The sequence below is a fragment of the Litchfieldella xinjiangensis genome (assembly GCF_000759345.1).
GTDB lineage: Bacteria > Pseudomonadota > Gammaproteobacteria > Pseudomonadales > Halomonadaceae > Litchfieldella_A > Litchfieldella_A xinjiangensis.
This window is the reverse complement of record NZ_JPZL01000001.1, coordinates 330192-350592: the sequence shown is the minus strand read 5'-3', so window position 1 is coordinate 350592 and position 20401 is coordinate 330192. Positions and strand designations below refer to the sequence as shown.

At 59.7% G+C, this 20401-nt stretch carries 21 protein-coding genes and 2 tRNA genes; 13 read left to right on the top strand and 10 right to left on the bottom strand.

From position 1 onward, the window contains the following. Positions 1 to 14: 14 nt before the first annotated feature. Positions 15 to 1094: an AI-2E family transporter gene (locus JH15_RS01670; RefSeq protein ID WP_043526375.1), complete on the top strand. Its 1080-nt coding sequence runs from the start codon at positions 15 to 17 to the stop codon at positions 1092 to 1094. Beyond that, positions 1091 to 1792 carry a DnaA regulatory inactivator Hda gene (hda, locus tag JH15_RS01665; protein WP_043526373.1) on the top strand — a complete coding sequence of 234 codons (702 nt, stop codon included), beginning with the start codon at positions 1091 to 1093 and terminating at the stop codon, positions 1790 to 1792. The genes JH15_RS01670 and hda overlap by 4 nt, the downstream gene beginning before the upstream one ends. On the opposite strand, the gene JH15_RS01660 is transcribed toward hda, so the two are convergent. The 3 genes from JH15_RS01660 to JH15_RS01650 all read right to left on the bottom strand — a co-directional run bounded on the left by JH15_RS01660 (position 1793) and on the right by JH15_RS01650 (position 3335). Further along, positions 1793 to 2224: a secondary thiamine-phosphate synthase enzyme YjbQ gene (locus JH15_RS01660; protein WP_043526371.1), complete on the bottom strand. Its 432-nt coding sequence runs from the start codon at positions 2222 to 2224 to the stop codon at positions 1793 to 1795. Between the two features lie 45 nt (positions 2225 to 2269). Continuing rightward, on the bottom strand, positions 2270 to 2815 hold the full coding sequence (locus tag JH15_RS01655; protein ID WP_043526370.1) for a carboxypeptidase-like regulatory domain-containing protein: 546 nt from the start codon (positions 2813 to 2815) through the stop codon (positions 2270 to 2272). A gap of 160 nt (positions 2816 to 2975) precedes the next feature. Further along, positions 2976 to 3335: a phasin family protein gene (locus JH15_RS01650; RefSeq protein WP_043526369.1), complete on the bottom strand. Its 360-nt coding sequence runs from the start codon at positions 3333 to 3335 to the stop codon at positions 2976 to 2978. A gap of 186 nt (positions 3336 to 3521) precedes the next feature. Between JH15_RS01650 and JH15_RS01645 the strand changes: the two genes are divergently transcribed. Continuing rightward, entirely contained in the window at positions 3522 to 4901 is a 1380-nt protein-coding gene (locus tag JH15_RS01645) for a class II fumarate hydratase (RefSeq protein WP_043526368.1), read from the top strand. A 20-nt stretch (positions 4902 to 4921) separates the two neighbouring features. Here the strand turns inward: JH15_RS01645 and JH15_RS01640 are convergent, their stop codons facing one another. The 3 genes from JH15_RS01640 to JH15_RS01630 form a co-directional block, all read right to left on the bottom strand. After that, positions 4922 to 5986, bottom strand: coding sequence for an endonuclease/exonuclease/phosphatase family protein (locus tag JH15_RS01640; RefSeq protein WP_043528615.1), 1065 nt, complete (start codon positions 5984 to 5986; stop codon positions 4922 to 4924). A gap of 60 nt (positions 5987 to 6046) precedes the next feature. Continuing rightward, positions 6047 to 7552 carry a glycerol-3-phosphate dehydrogenase gene (gene glpD, locus JH15_RS01635; protein WP_043526367.1) on the bottom strand — a complete coding sequence of 502 codons (1506 nt, stop codon included), beginning with the start codon at positions 7550 to 7552 and terminating at the stop codon, positions 6047 to 6049. 217 nt (positions 7553 to 7769) lie between these two features. Beyond that, complete coding sequence (locus JH15_RS01630) at positions 7770 to 8528, bottom strand: DeoR/GlpR family transcriptional regulator (RefSeq protein ID WP_043526366.1); 759 nt, start codon at positions 8526 to 8528, stop codon at positions 7770 to 7772. Between the two features lie 224 nt (positions 8529 to 8752). On the opposite strand from JH15_RS01630, the gene glpK reads away from it, so the two are divergent. The 3 genes from glpK (at position 8753) to JH15_RS01615 (ending at position 10523) form a co-directional block, all read left to right on the top strand. Then, a complete protein-coding gene (gene glpK / locus JH15_RS01625; RefSeq protein WP_043526364.1) occupies positions 8753 to 10234 on the top strand; it encodes a glycerol kinase GlpK in 1482 nt (493 codons plus the stop codon). A 103-nt stretch (positions 10235 to 10337) separates the two neighbouring features. Continuing rightward, positions 10338 to 10414 (top strand) — tRNA-Val (locus JH15_RS01620). A gap of 32 nt (positions 10415 to 10446) precedes the next feature. Further along, positions 10447 to 10523 (top strand) — tRNA-Val (locus JH15_RS01615). A 92-nt stretch (positions 10524 to 10615) separates the two neighbouring features. Here the strand turns inward: JH15_RS01615 and JH15_RS01610 are convergent. The 4 genes from JH15_RS01610 to JH15_RS01595 form a co-directional block, all read right to left on the bottom strand. After that, on the bottom strand, positions 10616 to 11074 hold the full coding sequence (locus JH15_RS01610; RefSeq protein ID WP_043526362.1) for a GAF domain-containing protein: 459 nt from the start codon (positions 11072 to 11074) through the stop codon (positions 10616 to 10618). 86 nt (positions 11075 to 11160) lie between these two features. Further along, positions 11161 to 11991, bottom strand: coding sequence for a MetQ/NlpA family ABC transporter substrate-binding protein (locus tag JH15_RS01605; RefSeq protein ID WP_081948820.1), 831 nt, complete (start codon positions 11989 to 11991; stop codon positions 11161 to 11163). Positions 11992 to 12058: 67 nt separating this feature from the next. Continuing rightward, positions 12059 to 12712, bottom strand: coding sequence for a methionine ABC transporter permease (locus tag JH15_RS01600; RefSeq protein ID WP_043526359.1), 654 nt, complete (start codon positions 12710 to 12712; stop codon positions 12059 to 12061). Continuing rightward, on the bottom strand, positions 12693 to 13736 hold the full coding sequence (locus tag JH15_RS01595) for a methionine ABC transporter ATP-binding protein (protein WP_043526358.1): 1044 nt from the start codon (positions 13734 to 13736) through the stop codon (positions 12693 to 12695). Before JH15_RS01595 ends, JH15_RS01600 begins: the two co-directional genes overlap by 20 nt. Before the next feature lie 402 nt (positions 13737 to 14138). Between JH15_RS01595 and JH15_RS01590 the strand changes: the two genes are divergently transcribed. From JH15_RS01590 to JH15_RS01560, 7 genes are all read left to right on the top strand, one after another. Continuing rightward, positions 14139 to 14765, top strand: a complete 627-nt coding sequence (locus JH15_RS01590; protein WP_043526356.1) for a riboflavin synthase — start codon at positions 14139 to 14141, stop codon at positions 14763 to 14765. 231 nt (positions 14766 to 14996) lie between these two features. Then, a complete protein-coding gene (locus tag JH15_RS01585) occupies positions 14997 to 16301 on the top strand; it encodes an NCS2 family permease (RefSeq protein WP_043526353.1) in 1305 nt (434 codons plus the stop codon). 7 nt (positions 16302 to 16308) lie between these two features. After that, the gene (locus JH15_RS01580) at positions 16309 to 16854 is read left to right on the top strand and encodes an adenine phosphoribosyltransferase (RefSeq protein WP_043526352.1); all 546 of its coding nucleotides are present in this window, start codon (positions 16309 to 16311) and stop codon (positions 16852 to 16854) included. 36 nt (positions 16855 to 16890) lie between these two features. Beyond that, the gene (gpt, locus tag JH15_RS01575; RefSeq protein ID WP_043526350.1) at positions 16891 to 17379 is read left to right on the top strand and encodes a xanthine phosphoribosyltransferase; all 489 of its coding nucleotides are present in this window, start codon (positions 16891 to 16893) and stop codon (positions 17377 to 17379) included. Positions 17380 to 17391: 12 nt separating this feature from the next. Beyond that, positions 17392 to 18090, top strand: a complete 699-nt coding sequence (gene ung, locus JH15_RS01570; RefSeq protein WP_043526348.1) for a uracil-DNA glycosylase — start codon at positions 17392 to 17394, stop codon at positions 18088 to 18090. 105 nt (positions 18091 to 18195) lie between these two features. Beyond that, the gene (gene upp / locus JH15_RS01565; RefSeq protein WP_043526346.1) at positions 18196 to 18825 is read left to right on the top strand and encodes a uracil phosphoribosyltransferase; all 630 of its coding nucleotides are present in this window, start codon (positions 18196 to 18198) and stop codon (positions 18823 to 18825) included. Between the two features lie 89 nt (positions 18826 to 18914). Then, positions 18915 to 20162 (top strand): uracil-xanthine permease family protein, encoded by a 1248-nt coding sequence (locus tag JH15_RS01560; protein WP_052383845.1) that lies wholly within the window; start codon positions 18915 to 18917, stop codon positions 20160 to 20162. The last annotated feature ends 239 nt before the right edge of the window (positions 20163 to 20401 follow it).

Genomic DNA, 20401 nt, shown 5'->3' with positions numbered 1-20401 from the left:
GAATAGGGGGTGCGATGCGTAGTAGTCACTGGTGGGCTCTGGCGGCTGGGGTCGCGGTGGTCTGGCTGCTGATTCAGCTCGAGTCGATTCTCATGCCTTTCTTTGCGGGCATGATCATTGCCTATCTCGGCGATCCCTTGGCGGATCGCTTCGAAAGCTGGGGCATGTCTCGGCCGGTGGCGGTGTCTGGTGTATTCCTGATTCTTCTACTTGTCTTTGCCTTGGCGTTGCTGATCCTGATTCCGCTCGTGGCCCAGCAGATTCGCCAACTGGGCCAGGTCGTTCCGAACATTTTCGATTGGGTGCAGAATGTGGCCGCGCCCGAAATCCAAGACTGGACCGGCTACGACTTCCGTCCCGAGCTAGGGGGTATCCAGCGGGTGCTTGGAGAGCATTGGCAGCAAGCGGGGGGGACCGCTGCCGAGGTGCTGGCGCGGGTCGGTCGTTCCAGCATGGCCTTCGTGACCTGGATCACCTATGTCTCGTTGATTCCGGTCGTGGCGTTCTATCTATTGCTCGACTGGGATCGGCTCATGGAAAGCCTGCGCAACATGACCCCGCGGCAGTGGGCTCCCGATGTGGTACGGCTGGCCAGACGGTGCGATGAGGTACTTTCCGCCTTTCTGCGGGGACAGTTGCTGGTCATGCTGTGCCTGGGCATCATTTACGCGGTGGGTCTGACCCTGCTCGGTGTCCGCTTTGGGCTGCTGATTGGCCTGGTATCGGGGTTGGTCAGCATCGTGCCGTTCCTGGGCTTTATCGTCGGGATCAGCATTGCCTTGCTCGTGGCCTTCTTTCAGGGAGACACCTGGGTTCTGATGCTCGGTGTGGTCGGTGTCTTTGCCATCGGGCAGGTGGCGGAAAGCACGGTACTGCAGCCCAAGCTGCTCGGTGACAAGATCGGTCTGCATCCGGTGGCGGTGATCTTTGCCGTTCTGGCGGGGGGCAAGCTGTTCGGCCTGACCGGCGTTCTTCTCGCATTGCCGGTTGCCGCAGTAATCATGGTACTCTTGCGGGAAGTCCATGATCGCTATAAAAACAGTAGCTTATACAATTCTGCCCAGGAGGGCGGTCGAGAAGAGGATGCCCCATGAGTTCCGGTCCTGCGCAGCTTCCTCTGGGAGTAGGCTTGCGCGACGACGCGACATTCTCGAGCTTTCTCGCTGGCGGCAATGCCTCGCTGGTGGAGCGGCTGCGTAGTCAGCTCGATGCCTCGGGTGAACCGCTGCTGTTTCTATGGGGCGCCGAGGGGGTGGGGCGTAGTCATCTTCTCCAGGCGGCATGTCACGAAGCGACGGACCGTGACCTGCGCGCGCTTTACCTGCCTCTTGCAGAGTTAGGACATTTCCCGCCGCACATGCTCGAGGATATCGAACGCCTGGATCTGGTGGCCATCGACGACCTCGAGCAGGTCCTTGGGCGCAAGCGCTGGGAAGAGGCACTATTCCATTGTTACAACCGCCTTCGCGATGCGAACAAGCGGTTGGTGGTAGCCGCCAATGCTTCGCCTCGCCAGCTCGAGGTGCGCCTTCCCGATTTGGCCTCGCGACTTTCCTGGGGCATGACCTTTCATATCAAGCCTCTCGACGACCAAGGTCGCGCCGATGCGTTGAAGCTGCGCGCCCGTGTGCGGGGTATGCAACTCCCCGACGAGGTGGCTCGCTATATTCTGCATCGCGGGCCTCGCCGGCTGGACGAGCTTTTCGAGGCCTTGGAAACCCTTGATCGTGCCTCGCTGTCAGCCAAGCGCAAATTGACGATTCCCTTCGTCAAACAGGCGCTGGGCTGGTAGCTAGGGTGTGCTGTCCTGCCCATTGATCGTGGCAAGCAGTCGCCGCTCGCCGCCATGGTCGCGATGCTCACCCAGCCAGATTCCCTGCCAGGTTCCCAGTACCAGGCCTCCCGAGCCCACGGCCAACGTGAGTTGCGTGCCGAGCAGGCTGGCCGCCACATGGGCCGGCATGTCGTCCGGTCCTTCCAGGGTATGTCGAAAGTAGGGCAGATCGCCGGGAATCCGGTCTCTCAGGAAAGCGTCCATGTCATGGCGCACATCGGGATCGGCATTTTCATTGAGCGTCAATGAAGCCGAGGTATGCATGAGCTGAAGATGCAGCAGGCCCACCTCGAGGTTGGCCAACCCCGGCAGCGCCTCGATGATGTCCGGCGTGATCAAGTGAAAGCCTCGGTGGCGAGGCTTCAACGTAATCTGCGTTTGCTGCCACATGAAGTTCCCCTTGATTTCAATCGCGTGAGCGCAGAGCGGCCCAGGTCATCGCTTCAATGTGACGCGCTTGGTTTGCCCGCTTCCTACGTGGACTTGATGCAAAATGATCGGGCTTCGTTGCTCACTTCCGGGCAGCCGCACACTCCCGGCAACATAATAATCTCCTGCCGGGAGTCCAGAGGCAGTGAAGCGCCCTTGTGAATCGGTGCGGACCGTGTGCGTATAGGCTTGGGCGCGCGGATCGGCGGGTTCGACCTGCTTGCCGGCAAGTGCGGCTTCGGCCGCTTCGGCAGAATAGGTCGTGACAGGGGCGATGGAGACCGTTTCATGGGCTCCACGGATTCGCTCACCGGCCGGCGTGGTGTAGTAGAGCTCGCCACTGATCGTGGCATTGCCCTGTTTTTCAAGCGCAGCATACTCCTGCTCGGGGAACTCGACTTGCCGAGCGACGCGGCCGGGCCGGTCCGGACGAACGCCTGGCTCGGTTTCCCTTTCGATCACTTCAGGGGGAGTGGAGTCCGTATCCGGCGATATTGCCTGGCAGCCGGCGAGGAAGAGTACGCTCAGCAAAAGCCCTGTCCACCGCAGCATGTCATTCTCCTTGGCTTACGTGCTGGTCGCAGGATAGCGCATCGCCGACACCATGACAGGCCTGAGTAGGTCCGGCATGACGAAATTGGCCGCCGGATGTCCGGCGGCCAATAGGAGGATCGACTCAGTGCCTAGTGGTCATTGAGTCCGACAACACATCTCAGGCAGTAGTAACCTGGGTCGCCGACTTGACGTTGTCTTCGACCAACTTCTGCCCTTTCTGGGCGAATTCCTGGTTGAGGGCCACGACTTTCTCGGCATCGCCCTTGATCTGTTCGCCCAGGTCGCGCGCCACTTTCTTCTGGTCTTCGACATAGGCGGTCATGCCGTCGGCATCCTTGATGCTGAACAGGGCACGGGTCTGCGAAAGCCAGGCATTGCTGTATGTCTGGTAGGCCTCAAGCTGTGCACTCATCAGCTTTTCGCTGTAATCGAGCATCAGCGAGGCATAAGCCCGTGCCGGGGCGAAGAACAAGGAGTCGACCTGCTGATTGCTTTTGGCGGTATTGTCTTTAGTCATGATAAACCTCCTGCGGTGGGTATCACGCGGATGTCTCCGTCGCTGCAATGCACAATAGACCATCCTATGTTGCACTGCAATATGGGATGGGCGCTAGCGACGCTTTCAATTTCTACCTTGAAAGCCGGCCCTCGGGTCGTCGATGCTGTGAGCTCAGCACATCAAGGACAAGCCGCAGGAGGCGCCATGAACGACACGCGTATCGAGCGAGATAGCATGGGGGAACTGGAAGTTCCGGCCAGTGCCCTTTACGGAGCCCAGACCCAGCGGGCCGTCAATAACTTCCCTGTCAGCGGGCACGCGATGCCGAGTGCCTTCGTACATGCGGTGGCTCGTATCAAGTGGGCCGCAGCCGAAGTGAATGCCGAGCTCGGCTTGCTGGATTCGCAACGCGCCGAGGCTATCGTGAAGGCGGCCAAGGCGATCGTTGACGGTCAGCATGACGATCAGTTTCCCATCGATGTATTCCAGACGGGATCAGGGACCTCCACCAACATGAATGTCAATGAGGTCATTGCCCACCTGGCCTCACGCGACGGGCTCGAGGTCGGCCCCAACGATCACGTCAACATGGGGCAGTCGAGCAATGACGTCATTCCCACGGCAATACACCTGTCCGCGGCAATAGCCGTCAAGCAATCGCTGATACCGGCTCTTGAGCACCTGCGGCAGGCCATCGATACTAAGGCCGGTGAAGTTGATGATGTGGTAAAGACGGGGCGCACCCACTTGATGGATGCCATGCCCATACGGATGAGCCAGGAACTGAGAGGGTGGTCGAGCCAGGTCGCTTTGGCCGTTGAGCGCTTCGACGCCGTCCTGCCGCGTCTCGGGCGGCTAGCCCAGGGCGGGACAGCTGTAGGGACGGGCATCAATGCGCATCCCGAGTTTGCCGAGCGCATGGCCCGGGCATTGAGCCAGCAGACGAGACTTTCTTTCGCGCCTAACGACAGTTTTTTTGCCAGCCTGGCGTCACAGGATACGGCCGTCGAGCTCTCGGGCCATCTGCGTACGTATGCCTGCAGCGTGATGAAAATTGCCAACGATCTACGCTGGATGAACTCGGGTCCATTGGCCGGCTTGGGTGAGATCGAACTCGAAGCCCTGCAACCGGGCAGTTCGATCATGCCGGGCAAGGTCAACCCGGTGATACCCGAATCGGCAGCCCAGGCGGCAGCACAGGTCATGGGTCTGGATAGCGCGATCACCGTGGCGGGGCAAAGCGGGAATTTTCAGCTGAACGTCATGCTACCGCTGATTGCCAATAACCTGCTCTCGTCCATTACCTTGTTGAGCCATATCAGTCATCTCCTGGCCGACCGTGCCATTGCGACGTTCACCGTGCGCAAGGACAACATCGAGGCACCGCTGGCGCGCAACCCGATCCTGGTGACCGCATTGAATTCGGTGATTGGCTATAACGCGGCAGCGGCCGTGGCCAAGAAGGCCTACCAGGCTGGTCGCCCCATCCTGGATGTGGCCGAGGAAGAAACCGATTTGGAACGTGATGAACTCGAGCGCCTTCTCGACCCCGCCAAGCTGACTCAAGGCGGCATACCCGAGTGAGGTGAAGGCTGGCGCAGGGCTCAGTCGTCCTGGTCCCTGCGCTTCGCTTCGTGGATCGTATCGCGAGCTTTCTCCCTATCATCGCCGTCGGCTTCGGGCGGCTCATGCTCATCGGCCCGAGACGGGCGGAAACAGACCTTGGCCAGGATCGGCAGGTGGTCCGAGCCGAACGGTTTCAAGCGCTGCATATGGTTGAGTGTGAAGTGTTCGCTGACGAACAAGTGATCCAGGGGCCAGCGAAGCCAGGGGTAGCTTGCGTGAAAGGTACTGAACATCCCCCGGCCCCGCCGAGGGTCGAGCATACCGCTTACGCGGCAGAAGCGTCGGGTCGTTCGCGACCATGCAACATCGTTCAAGTCGCCCGCCAGTAATGTGGGCTCCTCGCTCTGGTGGATATGTTTCCCTACCAGTAACAGCTCAGCGTCCCGCCATAACGATTCTTCGCTCTCGTTGGGTGCAGGCGGCCTTGGGTGGAGGGTATGCAGTCGAACCTGGTCGCCGCAGGGGAGCGCTACCCACATGTGAAATGAGGGAATGTCGTCCTGAATCAGCCATTCGATCTTGGCCTCTTCGAGGGGCAGGCGAGAATAGAGATGCATTCCATAGAGATTGTCGAGTGGCACCTTGAGGGTGTAGGGCCACTTGGCTTCGAGCGCGGCATCGAGCTGGTCCTGCCACCATTGGTCCGACTCCAGGGTCAAGACGATATCGGGGTCCTGGGCAAGAATCTGGTCGACCAGTCCCTTGGCATTCCGGTTGGGGGTGAGCACGTTGGCAATCAGCAGTGTCACGCAACGCTCATCCATACCCGGCACGGCCTTCTTCACCTGGATCGGCCAGAGCCATGTCCAGGGCAGTATGCGATAGGTTTGTACCGCAATGACGATGGCACATCCCGCCAGCCCCCATGCCCGCCATTGCGGGTCGGCGAATAGCCAGGCTATGCCCGTCAGCAGGGCTAGCGTAGCGAGTTGAAGCCGGGGGAACTCGCAGGCACGCGCCCACCATTGGAAGGTGGGAAGTCTGCCAAGCGTGGTCAATGCCAGCAGCAGGAAGGTTGGCACGGCAAGTGCTATGGCTAACATTCCCGCCCCCCCGACCAGGCATACCATAGCCGTCATCCCTCCGAAACGAAACCGGCCGACCTAGGCTGCTACCGATTGGCGGTGCCGAACGATATGATCGGCAAGGCGCTGACGCTCGGCTGAGTTGAGGCGAAGGCCGAGTTTTGTGCGCCGCAACAGGACGTCATCGACCTCTCTGGCCCATTCATGATCGGTGAGATAGTCCACTTCGGCTCGGGTCAGCCCGCTCCCGAACGATTCGCCCAGCTCTTCGATGGAACGACACCCTTCCAGGAAGCGCAGGCAGAGGCTACCGTAGCTCGTGGCAAAACGACGTGCGCGCTCCTCACCGAGGAAAGGATAATCTCGCACCAACCGAGCAGCGAAGCTTTCACGGTCATCGATGTCGCCGCCGGGCAATCGGCTGGAGGCCGTCCATGCATCACCCATATGCGGCAGGATGTCATTGATCTCGGAAAGGGCCGCTTCGGCCAGCTTGCGATACGTTGTGATCTTGCCCCCGAAGACCGATAGGAGAGGGGCGCCCTGACGGTCCAGGTCGAGGGTGTAGTCTCGCGTCATGGCCGAGGGATCCGCCGATTCGTCGTCGCATAACGGCCGTACACCGGTATAGGTCGAGACGACGTCATCTGGGCTGAGCTGTTGTTTGAAATGACTATTGACCACTTCAAGCAGGTAATCAATTTCTTCGCTGCTTATGGCCACCGAGGCGGGGTCGCCCGTATAGCGTCGATCGGTGGTTCCGATGAGGCTGAAGTCCTGCTGATAAGGCAGGACGAACACGATGCGGCCGTCACGGTTTTGAAGAATGTAGGCGCGCTCGTCGGTGTTGAGCCGGGGCACCACCAGGTGGCTGCCCTGAATCATGCGTATGCCGTAGCGTGATTCGCGCTTGGCCTGACCGCGAATGAAGCTTTCGACCCAGGGGCCCGCGGCATTGACCAGCACACGTGAACGCCGCTGAAAACGCTGTCCAGTATCGCTGTCTTCCAGCGTGATTCGCCACAGGCCTTCTTCTTCTTGCGCTTCGACACAGCGAGTACGGGTCAGGATCTCGGCGCCCTGTTCCCTGGCCTGGAGCGCATTCAGCACGACGAGGCGTGCGTCATCCACCCAGCAGTCGGAATATTCGAAGCCGTGGGTGATCTCGTCCTGCAGGGGAGAGCTTTCGTCGAACTGCAGTTGCCGAGAGCCAGGTAGGCTGTCCCGCTTGCCCAGGTGGTCGTACATGAAAAGCCCGATACGCAGCATCCATGCAGGGCGCAGGTGGGGACGATGAGGCAATATGAAGCGCATCGGCCAGACGATATGCGGTGCCTTGCGTAGCAAGACCTCCCGTTCCCGCAGGGCTTCGCGGACCAGGCGAAACTCCTTGTGCTCAAGGTAGCGCAGCCCGCCATGGATCAATTTGCTGCTTGCCGATGAAGTGGCGCTTGCCAAGTCTGCCTGCTCGCAGAGACCCACCGTCAGGCCTCGGCCCACCGCATCGTTGGCAATACCGGTTCCGTTGATGCCGCCACCGATGACGTAGAGATCGAAGATCTCGGGTGTGCTGACTGCGGGCATGCGGCCCTCCCGTGTAGTCGATTTCGCTGCGCCTATCGCAACGCGATGTTTGAAAGCGAAAATAGACTAATTATTTTCGAACATCAAGCGACCGCCACGGTCCGTTTACCCCCAAGTGATGAATGAATGCCAAAGCGATCAATTCATCGACGGCGTATTAAAGCGCGCTATACCCGGAGCGGCATGATGAGGCGTCGGGATGAGCAGACAGGCAAGATCAGGCCAGGTGAAGCGCGACGTCGTTGGTATCCAGGAGCTGGCAGATCGTGTCAGGAGGGCGGCGGTCGGTGAACAGCGCATCGAGTTGCGTAATGTTGCCCTGTCTGACGACCGGATTGCGGTGAAATTTGGAATGATCGGCAGCCAGGTAGACTTGGCGGGAATTGCGGATGATGGCTTGTGCGACGCGGGCCTCTTGATAGTCGAATTCGAGCAGCGAGCCATCTTCGTCGATACCGCTGATGCCGATGATGCCGAAATCGACCTTGAACTGATTGATGAAGTCGATGGTGGCCTCGCCAATGATGCCCCCATCCCGCGATCGCACCTGGCCACCGGCAATGATCACGTTGAAATCTTCTTTGTGTTGAAGGGTGGCAGCCACGTTGAGGTTATTGGTTATCACTTCCAGGCCGCGATGGTTTTGCAAGGCCTCGGCGATGACTTCGTTACTGGTGCCGATATTGATGAACAGGGAAGCATGATGGGGGATGTGTTGGGCGATCAGGTTGCCAATCCGCTGCTTGGCATCGAGATTGAGCGTCTTGCGCGTACTGTAAGCAGTGTTGACTGTACTGGATTCAAGCCCGGCGCCGCCATGCACTCGCCGTATCAGCCCTTCTTCGGCCAGGGCGTTGAGATCGCGTCGAATGGTCTGCGGTGTCACCGAAAAATGCAACGTCAGCTGCTCGATTGCAGCATAACCCTGTCGCTTGACCAGTTCGACGATCGCGTCTTGACGTTCTTGTTGCGTCATGGAGCCTCCCAATGCCTGAGCTGATTCTACGGCATTTTTTCCCGTTCTGCGGCCTGATGCTCACGCTACCTCCGACCAATGTTGTAGATAGCGTGACGGGTTGTGGTTTGAGCGCATTCCCCGGCTAGTTTACTCTTCGGTTATCGCTTTCGAACATCCGCGAACACGATCTTGTCGAAAAACGAACATATCATAAATCACTAATAAGACACCAAGGAACCGTCATGGCCTCATACCTACTTGCCATCGATCAAGGAACGACCAGTTCCCGAGCCGTCCTCTTCGATCGCGAGGCCAATGTGGTCGATATTGCCCAGAGAGAGTTTACCCAGCATTTTCCTCATGATGGATGGATCGAGCACGCGCCCGAGGATATCTGGGACACGGTGCTGGCCACGTGCCGAGACGTTATTGAACGTGCGGGCATCGAGGCGTCCGAGGTGGTCGGCATTGGCATCACCAATCAGCGAGAGACGACGCTGATCTGGGACCGCAGCACGGGGGAGCCGCTGTATCCAGCGATCGTCTGGCAGGATCGCCGCACCGCCGAATTGTGTCAGCAACTGCGGGATGCGGGGCATGGAGCCCTGGTTCAAGAGCGTACGGGGTTGCTGATCGATCCCTACTTTTCTGCCACCAAGCTGGTCTGGTTATTGGAGAATGTCGAAGGTGCTCGCGAGCGCGCTGAACGTGGTGAGCTTGCTTTCGGCACGGTGGATAGTTTCCTCCTGTGGCGTTTGACTGACGGTAAGGTCCACGCCACCGATGCCACCAACGCCTCACGCACGGCCTTGTTCAACATCCACTCGCAGCAGTGGGATCCGGCTCTGCTTGAACTCTTCGATATTCCCGACACATTGCTTCCGGAGGTCAAGGACTCCAGTGACGATTTCGGCATCACAGAGCCTTCCCTGCTCGGCGAGGCCATTCCCATTGCCGGCATCGCCGGAGATCAACAGGCGGCCTTGTTCGGCCAGGCCTGTTTCGAACCGGGCATGGGCAAGAGCACGTATGGCACCGGTTGTTTCATGATCCTCAATACCGGCGACAAGGCAGCAGTCTCGCGCAACCGCTTGTTGACCACGGTGGCCTATCGGCTCAATGGCAAGCCAACCTATGCCATGGAGGGCAGTATCTTCGTGGCAGGTGCCACGGTGCAGTGGCTGCGCGATGGACTGAAGTTGTTTAGCGAGGCCTCGGAGACTGAAGCCTTGGCCCAGCAGACCCGTAGCGGTCATAGTGTCTATATGGTACCGGCCTTCACGGGGTTGGGAGCGCCGCACTGGGACCCACAAGCACGTGGCGCCATCTTTGGCCTGACTCGCGATACCGGGATAGCCGAAATCGTGGCGGCAGGCTTGCAGGCCGTTTGTTATCAAACACGGGATCTGCAGGTTTGCATGAGCGACGACATGGCTGCCGCTACGGCGACCTTGCGTGTCGATGGCGGCATGGTGATCAATAACTGGCTGATGCAGTTCCTGGCAGATATGCTGGGCGTGCCGGTCGATCGCCCCAACGTGCTCGAGACCACGGCGCTAGGTGCGGCTTATTTGGCTGGCTTGCGTCTGGGGTGGTATCGCGATCTGGACGAGATCAGTCAATTGTGGCGCTGCGAACGCACCTTCGAGCCACGCATGAAGGCAGATGAGCGAGAGCGTCTCTACCGTGGATGGTTGGATGCCGTCGAGCGGGTGAAGTGCTGAATTCAAAGCATTAATGGCGATGCTCAAAGCTTGCATTCCAAGGCGAAATCAGTAGAATACGCATCCGTTGCCGAGGCAAGCATAACTGCTTTGAGTATCGTTTAGGACCATAGCTCAGTTGGTTAGAGCGCCACGTTGACATCGTGGAGGTCAGCGGTTCAAATCCGCTTGGTCCTACCAGTTTGGTATACTTCGAAGGCAACAGTCACTCTAGGACCATAGCTCAGTTGGTTAGAGCGCCACGTTGACATCGTGGAGGTCAGCGGTTCAAATCCGCTTGGTCCTACCAGATATACAAACACCCTGCAGCGACGCTGCAGGGTGTTTTCGTTTCGGCTCCGTTTTTGGCTGGTGCCTAGTGAGGGGCGATAGCGGCCTGCCTCACGCGACAAGGTCGCTGCAAGCCTTGAATACCTCGACCAAGGCTTCGATGCCGGCCTGGTCGTCCACACTGAAGCGGCCAGGAATGGGGCTGTCGAGGTCGAGCACGCCCCAGAGCCGCCCGTCCACCACGATGGGTACCACCAACTCCGAGCGCGAAGCGGCATCGCAAGCGATGTGGTCGGCCACGGCGTGCACGTCTTCGATTCGTTGGGTCTGACGCGTTCGCGCAGCTGCCCCGCAAACACCCTTGTTGAAGGGGATCGGGTTGCACGCCGGCTTGCCTTGAAAGGGCCCTAGTACCAATTGTTCGGGGAGGCGCTGCAGATAGAAGCCCGCCCAATTGAGATTGGGGATCTCTTGCTGGATGAACGCGCAGGTTTGTGCCGTGTTGGTCAGCCAGTCGCGTGTATCGAGCAGGGCCTCGAGCTGCCGGGACAGCAGAGAATAATCGGTCATGGTAGCTCTTCCTTCAGAAAGAGGCGGAGTAAAAAGAAAACGGGCCGGCCAAGGCCGGCCCGTCAGGGTGCGTCATGGCTGGCCGATCATTCTTCCCAGCCAGGTACTGCAGCGCCCTTGAACAATTCTTCAGCCTTGGCGGCGACTTCGTCACGCTGGTAGGAATCGACCAGCTGCTGGATTTCCTCACGCTCCTCGTCTCCGCCGCGGACGACGATCAGGTTGACGTAGGGAGACTCCGGCCCTTCGCGAATCAGGGCGTCGTCCAGGCTCAGGCCGGCCGGCTGGGCGAAGGTGTTGTTGATGAAAGCCATGTCGACATCGGGCAGTACACGCGGCAGCTGTGCAGCTTCGATTTCGCGGAAATCGAAATCGTGAGGGTTCTCTGCGATATCGATCGGCGTCGCTTCGAGATTGCTGGGATCCTCGAGCTCGATCAGGCCTTCGTTGTGCATCAGGATCAGCGCGCGGGCTTCGTTGGACGGATCGTTGGGCAGAGCTATGGTCGCACCGTCCGGCAGGTCCTCGATGCTATCGTAGCGCTCGGAATAGGCGCCGATCGGATACACGAAAGTGCGTCCCGCCACCGCGAAATCATACCCTCTATCTTCGACCATACTGCGCATGTACGGCTCATGCTGATAGGCATTGGCATCAAGGCTGCCATCGGCAAGGGCGGCGTTGGGTGAGACGTAGTCGGTGAATTCGACGATCTCCACCTCGAGGTCGTGCTCTTCCTTGGCAATGCGAGCGGCGACTTCCATCACTTCGGTCTCGGGACCGGCAACGGTACCGATCTTGATCGAGCGTGTTTCGCTCTCTTCGCTACCACAGCCCGCCAACGTCAGGGCGCCTAACAGGGTGGCGGCGCCAAGCAGGTGCGAGGGACGTATCCATTGGGCCAGCTTGCGTGTCATCGTGGTATTTCTCCTCTGTGCTTCCGGGGGAAGCGGTCGGTTCGGATGTCGCTTGGTATGAGTGATGCTACTTGTGGTCGGCCTTGCGTACCAGATGATCACCCAGGGTCTGGAAGCCCTGAACCATGACCACCAAGATCGCCACCGTGATCAACATGATCATGGGGTCGAAGCGGTTGTACCCGTAGCGAATGCCCAGATCGCCAAGCCCCCCGCCGCCAACGGCGCCTGCCATGGCCGAGTAGCTGACCAAGGTAACCACGGTGATGGTAAGACCGGTAATGATGCCGCCTCGGGCTTCGGGCAGCAGGACCTTGATTATGATCTGGTAGGGCGTGGCCCCCATCGACTGGGCCGCTTCGACCAGACCGGGTGGCACCTCATTGAGGGCGCCCTCGACCAGCCGGGCGACGAACGGGATGGCGGCGATGGTGAGCGGAACCACAGCGGCATTGATGCCGATCGAGGTGCCGGCGATCATCCGCGTGAAGGGAATGATGGCCACCATCAGAATGATGAAGGGCACCGAACGACCGATGTTGGTGACAATACCGAGGATTCGGCTGACCACGGGCTGGGCCAGCACCTGCCCCGGCCGTGTGACATAAAGAAGAACGCCGAGCGGCACGCCCAACAGGGCGGCGATGAGCCCCGATACGCCCACCATGTAGAGCGTATCGAGCGTTGCCTTGATAATCAGATTAAGCATCGCGCTGGACATGGCCGAGCACCTCCACATGCAAGTCGTGACGTTCGAGATAGGCGAGCGCTTCGTCGGTCTTGTCGGCGGTTCCGATCAGTTCGGCAATCATCAGGCCCAGAGTGCGATCCTGTATGGATTCGACCTTGGCCTGGAGAATGCTTACGTCGACACCGCTTTCACGGGCCAGTCTCGATATCAGTGGCGTCGATACGGCATCGCCACGGAATGCCAGACGTACCACCGGATGGGTACGCGGGCCGGGCGTCTCTTCCAGGCGATCGATCAGCCCCTTGGGGGGTTCGAGTTGCAGGAAGGCATTGAGGAATTCACGACCCAGGCGTGTGGCGGGCGCAGTAAAGAAATCGCCCACGTCGGCTTCTTCGACCAACTCGCCGTCGGATATCAGCCCCACGCGATGGCATATCGATTTGACCACTTCCATTTCGTGAGTAATCAGCAGAATCGTCAGCCCCAGCTTGCGGTTGATGTCCTGCAGCAGTTCCAGGATCGAGCGGGTGGTCTGTGGGTCGAGTGCTGAGGTCGCCTCGTCGCACAGTAATACCTTGGGTCGACTCGCCAAGGCCCGGGCGATAGCGACACGTTGCTTCTGGCCGCCAGACAATTGAGCCGGGTACTGGTCAGCCTTGTCGGTGAGACCAACCAGCTCGAGCAAGGGCTCGACACGCTCTCGGATCGCGGCGCTTTTCATATGCATCAGTTCCAGTGGCAATGCCACATTGCGATACACGGTGCGCGAGGCAAGCAGGTTGAAGTGCTGGAAGATCATGCCGATACGGTGCCGCGCCTGATTGAGTCTGTCGTTGGGGAGCGCGGTGAGATCCTGGCCATCGACCTCGACTCGCCCAGCGCTTGGCCGTTCGAGCATGTTGACACACCGAATCAGGGTCGACTTTCCTGCACCTGACAGGCCGATGACGCCATGAATGCTGCCGTGGGGAACATGCAAGTCCACATTCTTCAGAGCACTAACGGCGCTTGGGCCGCTGCCATAAGTCTTCGAAACGTTGCTGAGTCTGATCATGATCCTGTCGCGTCGGCTTGGCGGTTGACACCGGGGCGGGCGTGGCGAGCGGTGGCTGGAACGAAAAAAAGGCCACCCTGGCGGGTGGCCATCAACGCTGGACACACCCTTTTAGCTGCACTTCCCGCCGCCCAGGCATGACGCCAGGGCGGCGAGGGCGCCCGCAATCCGGGTACAAATCGGCGCCTCGATAATGAGCGCAAATAGTAGGCATCGCCGATGGGCGTGTCAACGTGGCCGCACATGTTGCGGTAGTTTCGTCCTATTAAAGGATTATCTTTTTACGCCTGCGGCGTCATACGATAAAAACACCTATAGCCAAGCAGACCGGATGGACGGCCCAGGGCACCTTGCCTAGACTGGCCGCCTGTTCGAGCGCCTACGCGCCGCAAGGAGACACTCATGTTTACAGGCATCGTTCAGGGCATGGTGCCCGTGGTATCCATCATCGAAAAGGAGCAATTCCGTACGCATGTCGTTGCCATGCCCGGAGCATTGGGGGAAGGGCTGACGCTCGGCGCCTCGGTGGCGCACAATGGGGTCTGCCTCACCGTGACCGCGATCGAAGGGGAGCGAGTAAGTTTCGACTTGATGCGTGAGACGCTTCGCGTGACCAATCTTGGTGCACTTCAGGTCGGTGATTGCGTCAATGTGGAGCGCGCTGCCCGCTTTGGAGATGAAATCGGCGGCCATGCCATGTCGGGCCATGTAATGTGCATGGCAACGCTGGTCAACCGCGAAGAGTCGCCCAACAACTGTCGATTGCAGTTCGAAGTGCCTGCCGATTATGGCCGCTTTCTCTTCGATAAAGGATACATCGGTGTGGATGGTATCAGCCTGACCATTGGTGAGGTTCACCGCACCGCAGGCGTCCCGCCCCGTTTTTCGGTCAACCTGATTCCCGAAACGCTGGCGCGCACCAATCTGTCGGAGCGCCGGCCCGGTGATGAGGTCAATATCGAGATTGACCCGCAAACCCAGGCCATAGTCGAAACGGTGGAGCGTGTCCTGGCCGACCGGTTGACATAGCGGGCGGCACTTGACCGTTTCGTCAACTTTTCGTTGGCGATAAACCATGGTCTGGCGCAGTGCTTGCTTATACCTTGGGGCTTATCCAGTGAGCACTCGCAAGATAAGACATAACAACCGATCAGGTTGCCAGGCAGCCAAGTTCATCTCGCGTCACGGGATGGCATTGGGTACCATGTGCGGCCTTTCTCGCACCCCAGGACGTTACGTCCACGCGCAGGACTGAAACCGATGTTGAGACGCTTCCTCGAGAACCATTTCAAGCTCGCCGAACACAATACCAATGTTCGTACCGAGGTCATTGCCGGGATCACCACCTTCCTGACCATGGCCTACATCATCTTCGTCAACCCCAGCATTCTCTCCGAGACCGGGATGGATTATGGCGCGGTATTCGTCGCGACCTGTCTTGCTGCCGCGCTGGGTTGCTTGATCATGGGGTTATGGGCTAACTACCCCATCGCATTGGCGCCTGGCATGGGGCTCAACGCGTTCTTTACTTACGGGGTCGTCATGGGGATGGGTTACACCTGGGAAGCGGCCTTGGGTGCGGTCTTCCTGTCCGGCGTGACCTTTTTCCTGCTGAGTATCTTCAAGGTGCGGGAGTGGATCATCAACTCGATCCCACATTCTCTGCGCTTGGGCATCGCTGCCGGTATCGGCCTGTTTCTGGCCATGATTGCCCTGCAGAATGCCGGCATTGTAGTGGACAACCCCGCCACCCTGGTGTCGCTTGGCACCATTGCACAGCCATCGGCCATTTACGCTCTGGTAGGCTTCTTCGCCATCGCTGCGCTTTCGCACCTGCGGGTGACCGGCGCGGTAATGATCGGCATCCTGGGCGTTTCCATCGTGGCCATGATCCTTGGACATAACGAATATGGCGGCATCGTTTCCATGCCGCCATCGATCGCTCCCACCTTCCTTGCCATGGATGTCGTCGGTGCGCTGGATGTCGCAATGATCAGCGTGATCTTCGCCTTCCTGTTCGTCGACCTGTTCGATACCTCGGGCACCCTGATCGGTGTGGCGCAGCGTGGTGGACTTCTCGACAAGCAAGGCAAGCTGCCGCGTCTGAAGAATGCCCTGATGGCCGACAGCACGGCCTCCATGACCGGTGCCGTATTGGGTACCTCGACAACCACCAGCTATATCGAGAGCGCCTCGGGTATCGCCGCCGGGGGGCGCACCGGTCTGACCGCCGTGGTCGTCGCCATCCTATTCCTGGTGAGCCTGTTCTTCGCCCCGTTGGCCGGCTCGATTCCCGCTTACGCCACCGCCGGGGCGCTGCTCTATGTTGCCGTGCTCATGGCGGGCAGCCTGGCGCATGCCAATTGGGACGACGTCACTGACGCCGCCCCGGTTCTGATCGCTGCATTGGCCATGCCGCTGACGTTCTCCATTGCCGAAGGGATTGCGCTAGGCTTCATCAGCTACGTTGCGATCAAGGCGCTGTCCGGCCGCTTTAGCGATCTCAACCCGGCAGTGGTAGTCCTGGCCATTCTGTTTCTACTGAAATACCTGTTCCTGGATTGAGATTCCGATGAGCATATACGGCGACTATATCAAGTCCGTCATTCGTACCGTCCCCGACTGGCCGCAGCCGGGGGTCAATTTCCGTGACATCACGCCGCTTCTGCAGAACAGTGCCGCCTTCCGCAAGCTGATCGACAGTTTCGTGCATCGTTATCAGGAGATGGAACTCAACGCCATCGCCGCCATCGATGCGCGTGGCTTCATCATCGGGGCGCCATTGGCCTACGAACTCGGCTGCAGCTTCGTGCCGGTGCGAAAGAAGGGCAAGTTGCCGTTCAGGACCATCAGCGAAACGTACACGCTGGAGTATGGCCAGGCCGAGGTCGAGTTGCACTCGGATGCGTTTCGCGAGGGCGATCGCATCCTGGTCATGGATGACCTGATCGCCACCGGCGGTACCATGCTGGCAGCCGCCAAGCTGATCACCCGCAGCGGGGGACATGTAGTGGAAACGGCCACCATCATCGACCTGCCCGATCTGGGTGGCTCGCAGAAGCTCCGCGACGCTGGCCATAGCGTCTTTGCGGTGTGTACCTTTACCGAAGACGAGTGATCCTCGTCTTCCTCCAGGCCTATCGGTAATCACGACATGAGCGCCAATCGCTATCAGCAGCACTTCACCGTGTCATGGGACCAGCTTCACCGTGACGTCCGTGCCCTGTGCCACCAATTGGTGGAACGCGACTTCAAGGGTATCGTCGCCATCACCCGGGGTGGGTTGATACCCGCCGCGCTGATCGCTCGCGAGCTCAATGTGCGGCTGATCGATACCGTGTGCATCAAGAGTTACGAGCACAAGGAGCAGGGCGGCCTCGACGTAATGAAAGGAGTCGACCACGATGGCGACGGTTGGCTGATGGTCGACGACCTGGTGGATACCGGCAAGACAGCTCGCGCCGTCCGCGAGATGCTGCCCAAGGCACACTTCGTCACGATCTATGCCAAGCCGGAAGGCCGCCCTCTCGTCGATCAATGCCTGACGGAGGTCGCCCAGGACTGCTGGATCCAGTTTCCCTGGGACATGGGCATTGCCTATGTCGAACCCCTGGTCGATCAGGTCCGCAGCCAGACACCCTGAGGAGCGAGGGCAATGGCATCGCCGCTACCCACGAGTTGGAACCGTTATCTGGGCGCCGAGTTCGAGGCGCCCTACATGCAGGAGTTGCGTCAGTTCCTGGCGCAGGAAAAGGCGGCGCACAAGATCGTCTACCCGCACTCGTCGGACTGGTTCCGTGCCTTCGAACTCACCCCCGTCGAGCAGGTCAGGGTGGTGATCCTGGGGCAGGATCCTTATCACGGTCCTCGCCAGGCTCACGGCCTGTGCTTCTCGGTGCGCCCGGGCATCCCCGCGCCCCCCTCGTTGCAGAACGTCTACAAGGAGCTCGCCCAGGATCTGGGTGTTGCACCGGTATCGCACGGCTTTCTCGAACCCTGGGCGCGCCAGGGGGTGCTGCTGCTCAATACCTCGCTGACCGTCGAACAGGGCAACGCAGGTTCGCATCGCGGCAAGGGGTGGGAGCGTTTCACCGACCGGGCCATCGAGGTCGTCAATGCGCATGCAGAGCCCAGCGTGTTCCTGCTCTGGGGTAGCCATGCCCGCCAGAAGAAGGCATTGGTCGATACCGATCGTCATCTAGTCCTCGAGTCACCGCATCCGTCACCCCTTTCCGCTCATCGTGGTTTTTTTGGCAATCACCACTTTTCGCGGGCCAATGAATTTCTGGTCTCGCAGGGAAGGGCGCCGGTGGATTGGCAACTGCCCGCCGAGCCAGGTCCGGAGCGGCCTTAACTTGAACGCACGATCAAGCTAGAATAGCGCGCAATTTATGCCCGCCCGCTCCGGTGATCCCGGTGCCGGTGGCACTTAACCTCCACCGAATCGAGGGCCATCGCCATGAGCGTCCACGCCATCAACCATCCCCTGGTCAAGCACAAGCTGGGGTTGATGCGAGCCGCTGATATCAGCACCAAGAGCTTTCGCGAGTTGGCGGGAGAAGTGGCCAAGCTGCTGACCTACGAAGCCACGCAGGATCTCGAAGTGCAGGCCACCACGATAGAGGGGTGGAGTGGCAAGCCGGTTCCCGTCGAGCTTCTCAAGGGCAAGAAAGTCACCATCGTCCCCATACTGCGTGCCGGCCTGGGCATGCTCGATGGGGTCACCGACCTAATTCCCAGCGCGCGCATCAGTGTCGTTGGGCTCTACCGCAACGAGGAAACCCTCGAGCCGGTGCCGTATTTCGAGAAATTTACCAATGACCTCGACGAGCGCCTGGCCATCGTCATCGATCCGATGCTGGCGACGGGAGGGTCGATGGTAGCAACCCTGGATATGCTGAAGGCGCGTGGCTGCCCCTTGATGAAGGTGATCGTGCTGGTTGCGGCGCCGGAAGGGATCAAGCGCGTGCAGGAGGCCTATCCCGAGGTGGAGATCTATACCGCGGCCATCGATGAGCGCCTCGACGAGAACGGCTACATCGTGCCCGGCCTGGGTGATGCCGGCGACAAGATTTTCGGCACCCGATGATACAATCTTCATGACAACCGCCCCTTTCGTCTTTGACGGCAGGGGCTTTTTTTTGCGCAGGCAATGCAACCATAACGGAGAATAAAGCAATGACAGACTCGTCCGCATCGGTGCCTAGCGGGTCGATTACCTCCTGGCCGAGAACCATACTGACCGGGGCGCAGATGCTCTTCGTGGCGTTTGGCGCGTTGGTGCTGGTTCCGCTACTTACGGGCCTCGATCCCAGCGTGGCCCTGTTCACGGCGGGGGCCGGCACACTGGTATTCCACGCCATCACCCGGCAGAGTGTGCCGGTCTTTTTGGCTTCGTCCTTCGCCTTCATCGCGCCGATTCAGGGCTCGGTCGCCAACTTCGGGGTTTCGGCGACGCTCGGCGGGCTGATGGCGGCGGGGCTCGTCTACGTCATCATGTCGCAAGTAGTGCGCCTGAAAGGCACGGGCTGGCTGAACCGTCTATTGCCGGCTGTCGTGGTGGGGCCGGTGATCATGGTGATCGGCCTCGCGCTGGCCCCCGTGGCTGTCAGCATGGCTACCGGGGAAACCAGCGAGAACATCGGTTATGGCCAAGCCATCGTGTTATCGATGTCGAGCCTGCTGGTCACATTGGTGTTGGCGGTTTTCGGCCGGGGGGTTCTCAGGCTGGTCCCCATTATGGGTGGTATCGTCACCGGCTATCTCTTGGCGCTGTTGATGGGCGTGGTCGACTTCACGCCCATTACGGAAGCCGGGTGGGTGGAGCTGCCCAATTTCGTTGCCCCGAGTTTTCATTGGGCGGCGATCCTGTTCATGATCCCTGTAGCCATTGCCCCCGCCGTGGAGCATATCGGCGATATGGTCGCCATCGGCTCGGTAACCCGTAAGAACTATCTGCAGTCGCCTGGGCTCCATCGCACCTTGCTGGGCGATGGTCTGGCAACCATGGTCGCCGCGCTTTTCGGGGGCCCGCCCAATACGACGTATTCGGAAGTCACCGGGGCCGTGACGCTGACCCGCGCGTTCAATCCGATGATCATGGTCATTGCCGCCATCTTTGCCGTCGTGCTGGCTTTTGTCGCCAAACTCGGAGCCTTGCTGCAGACCATTCCCGGTCCGGTCATGGGGGGAATCATGACGTTGCTGTTCGGTTCGATCGCGGTGGTGGGCATGAATACACTGGTGCGTGCCGGGCACTCGCTGACGGCGCCACGCAACCTGGTGGTGGTTTCGTTGATACTGGTGTTCGGCATTGGCGGCATGCAGATCGGCGGCGGTCAGTTCGTTCTCCAGGGCGTGAGCCTGGCAGCCCTGGTGGGGATTGCACTTAACTGGCTGCTCCCCCCAGCCAAGGAAGGCGAGTGAGCTTATCGCTCGGCTAGCGGTGATGCAGCGCCCCGCCGCCAACTGAGAAAGAAGGCGGGGCGCTAACGATGTCATGCCGCCTGATGTGCGTGAGCATAACCCGAGCGAACGCTAATGTGTCGTAACTTTCGCCTCGTTTCAGGTGCTTGGCGGTGTGAGGCAGGTTCTCGATACGTTAGGCTTGAGAAGATTGTTTGACCGCTTGAACCACTTTGGTGAAGACCGTTTCTCGAACCGTG

Excerpts from the sequence above, each read along its gene's own strand:
- JH15_RS01670 (WP_043526375.1), top strand. The coding sequence starts at position 15 with ATGCGTAGTAGTCACTGGTGGGCTCTGGCGGCTGGGGTCGCGGTGGTC.
- hda (WP_043526373.1), top strand. The coding sequence starts at position 1,091 with ATGAGTTCCGGTCCTGCGCAGCTTCCTCTGGGAGTAGGCTTGCGCGAC.
- JH15_RS01660 (WP_043526371.1), bottom strand. The coding sequence starts at position 2,224 with ATGTGGCAGCAAACGCAGATTACGTTGAAGCCTCGCCACCGAGGCTTT.
- JH15_RS01655 (WP_043526370.1), bottom strand. The coding sequence starts at position 2,815 with ATGCTGCGGTGGACAGGGCTTTTGCTGAGCGTACTCTTCCTCGCCGGC.
- JH15_RS01650 (WP_043526369.1), bottom strand. The coding sequence starts at position 3,335 with ATGACTAAAGACAATACCGCCAAAAGCAATCAGCAGGTCGACTCCTTG.
- JH15_RS01645 (WP_043526368.1), top strand. The coding sequence starts at position 3,522 with ATGAACGACACGCGTATCGAGCGAGATAGCATGGGGGAACTGGAAGTT.
- JH15_RS01640 (WP_043528615.1), bottom strand. The coding sequence starts at position 5,986 with ATGTTAGCCATAGCACTTGCCGTGCCAACCTTCCTGCTGCTGGCATTG.
- glpD (WP_043526367.1), bottom strand. The coding sequence starts at position 7,552 with ATGCCCGCAGTCAGCACACCCGAGATCTTCGATCTCTACGTCATCGGT.
- JH15_RS01630 (WP_043526366.1), bottom strand. The coding sequence starts at position 8,528 with ATGACGCAACAAGAACGTCAAGACGCGATCGTCGAACTGGTCAAGCGA.
- glpK (WP_043526364.1), top strand. The coding sequence starts at position 8,753 with ATGGCCTCATACCTACTTGCCATCGATCAAGGAACGACCAGTTCCCGA.
- JH15_RS01610 (WP_043526362.1), bottom strand. The coding sequence starts at position 11,074 with ATGACCGATTATTCTCTGCTGTCCCGGCAGCTCGAGGCCCTGCTCGAT.
- JH15_RS01605 (WP_081948820.1), bottom strand. The coding sequence starts at position 11,991 with ATGACACGCAAGCTGGCCCAATGGATACGTCCCTCGCACCTGCTTGGC.
- JH15_RS01600 (WP_043526359.1), bottom strand. The coding sequence starts at position 12,712 with ATGTCCAGCGCGATGCTTAATCTGATTATCAAGGCAACGCTCGATACG.
- JH15_RS01595 (WP_043526358.1), bottom strand. The coding sequence starts at position 13,736 with ATGATCAGACTCAGCAACGTTTCGAAGACTTATGGCAGCGGCCCAAGC.
- JH15_RS01590 (WP_043526356.1), top strand. The coding sequence starts at position 14,139 with ATGTTTACAGGCATCGTTCAGGGCATGGTGCCCGTGGTATCCATCATC.
- JH15_RS01585 (WP_043526353.1), top strand. The coding sequence starts at position 14,997 with ATGTTGAGACGCTTCCTCGAGAACCATTTCAAGCTCGCCGAACACAAT.
- JH15_RS01580 (WP_043526352.1), top strand. The coding sequence starts at position 16,309 with ATGAGCATATACGGCGACTATATCAAGTCCGTCATTCGTACCGTCCCC.
- gpt (WP_043526350.1), top strand. The coding sequence starts at position 16,891 with ATGAGCGCCAATCGCTATCAGCAGCACTTCACCGTGTCATGGGACCAG.
- ung (WP_043526348.1), top strand. The coding sequence starts at position 17,392 with ATGGCATCGCCGCTACCCACGAGTTGGAACCGTTATCTGGGCGCCGAG.
- upp (WP_043526346.1), top strand. The coding sequence starts at position 18,196 with ATGAGCGTCCACGCCATCAACCATCCCCTGGTCAAGCACAAGCTGGGG.
- JH15_RS01560 (WP_052383845.1), top strand. The coding sequence starts at position 18,915 with ATGACAGACTCGTCCGCATCGGTGCCTAGCGGGTCGATTACCTCCTGG.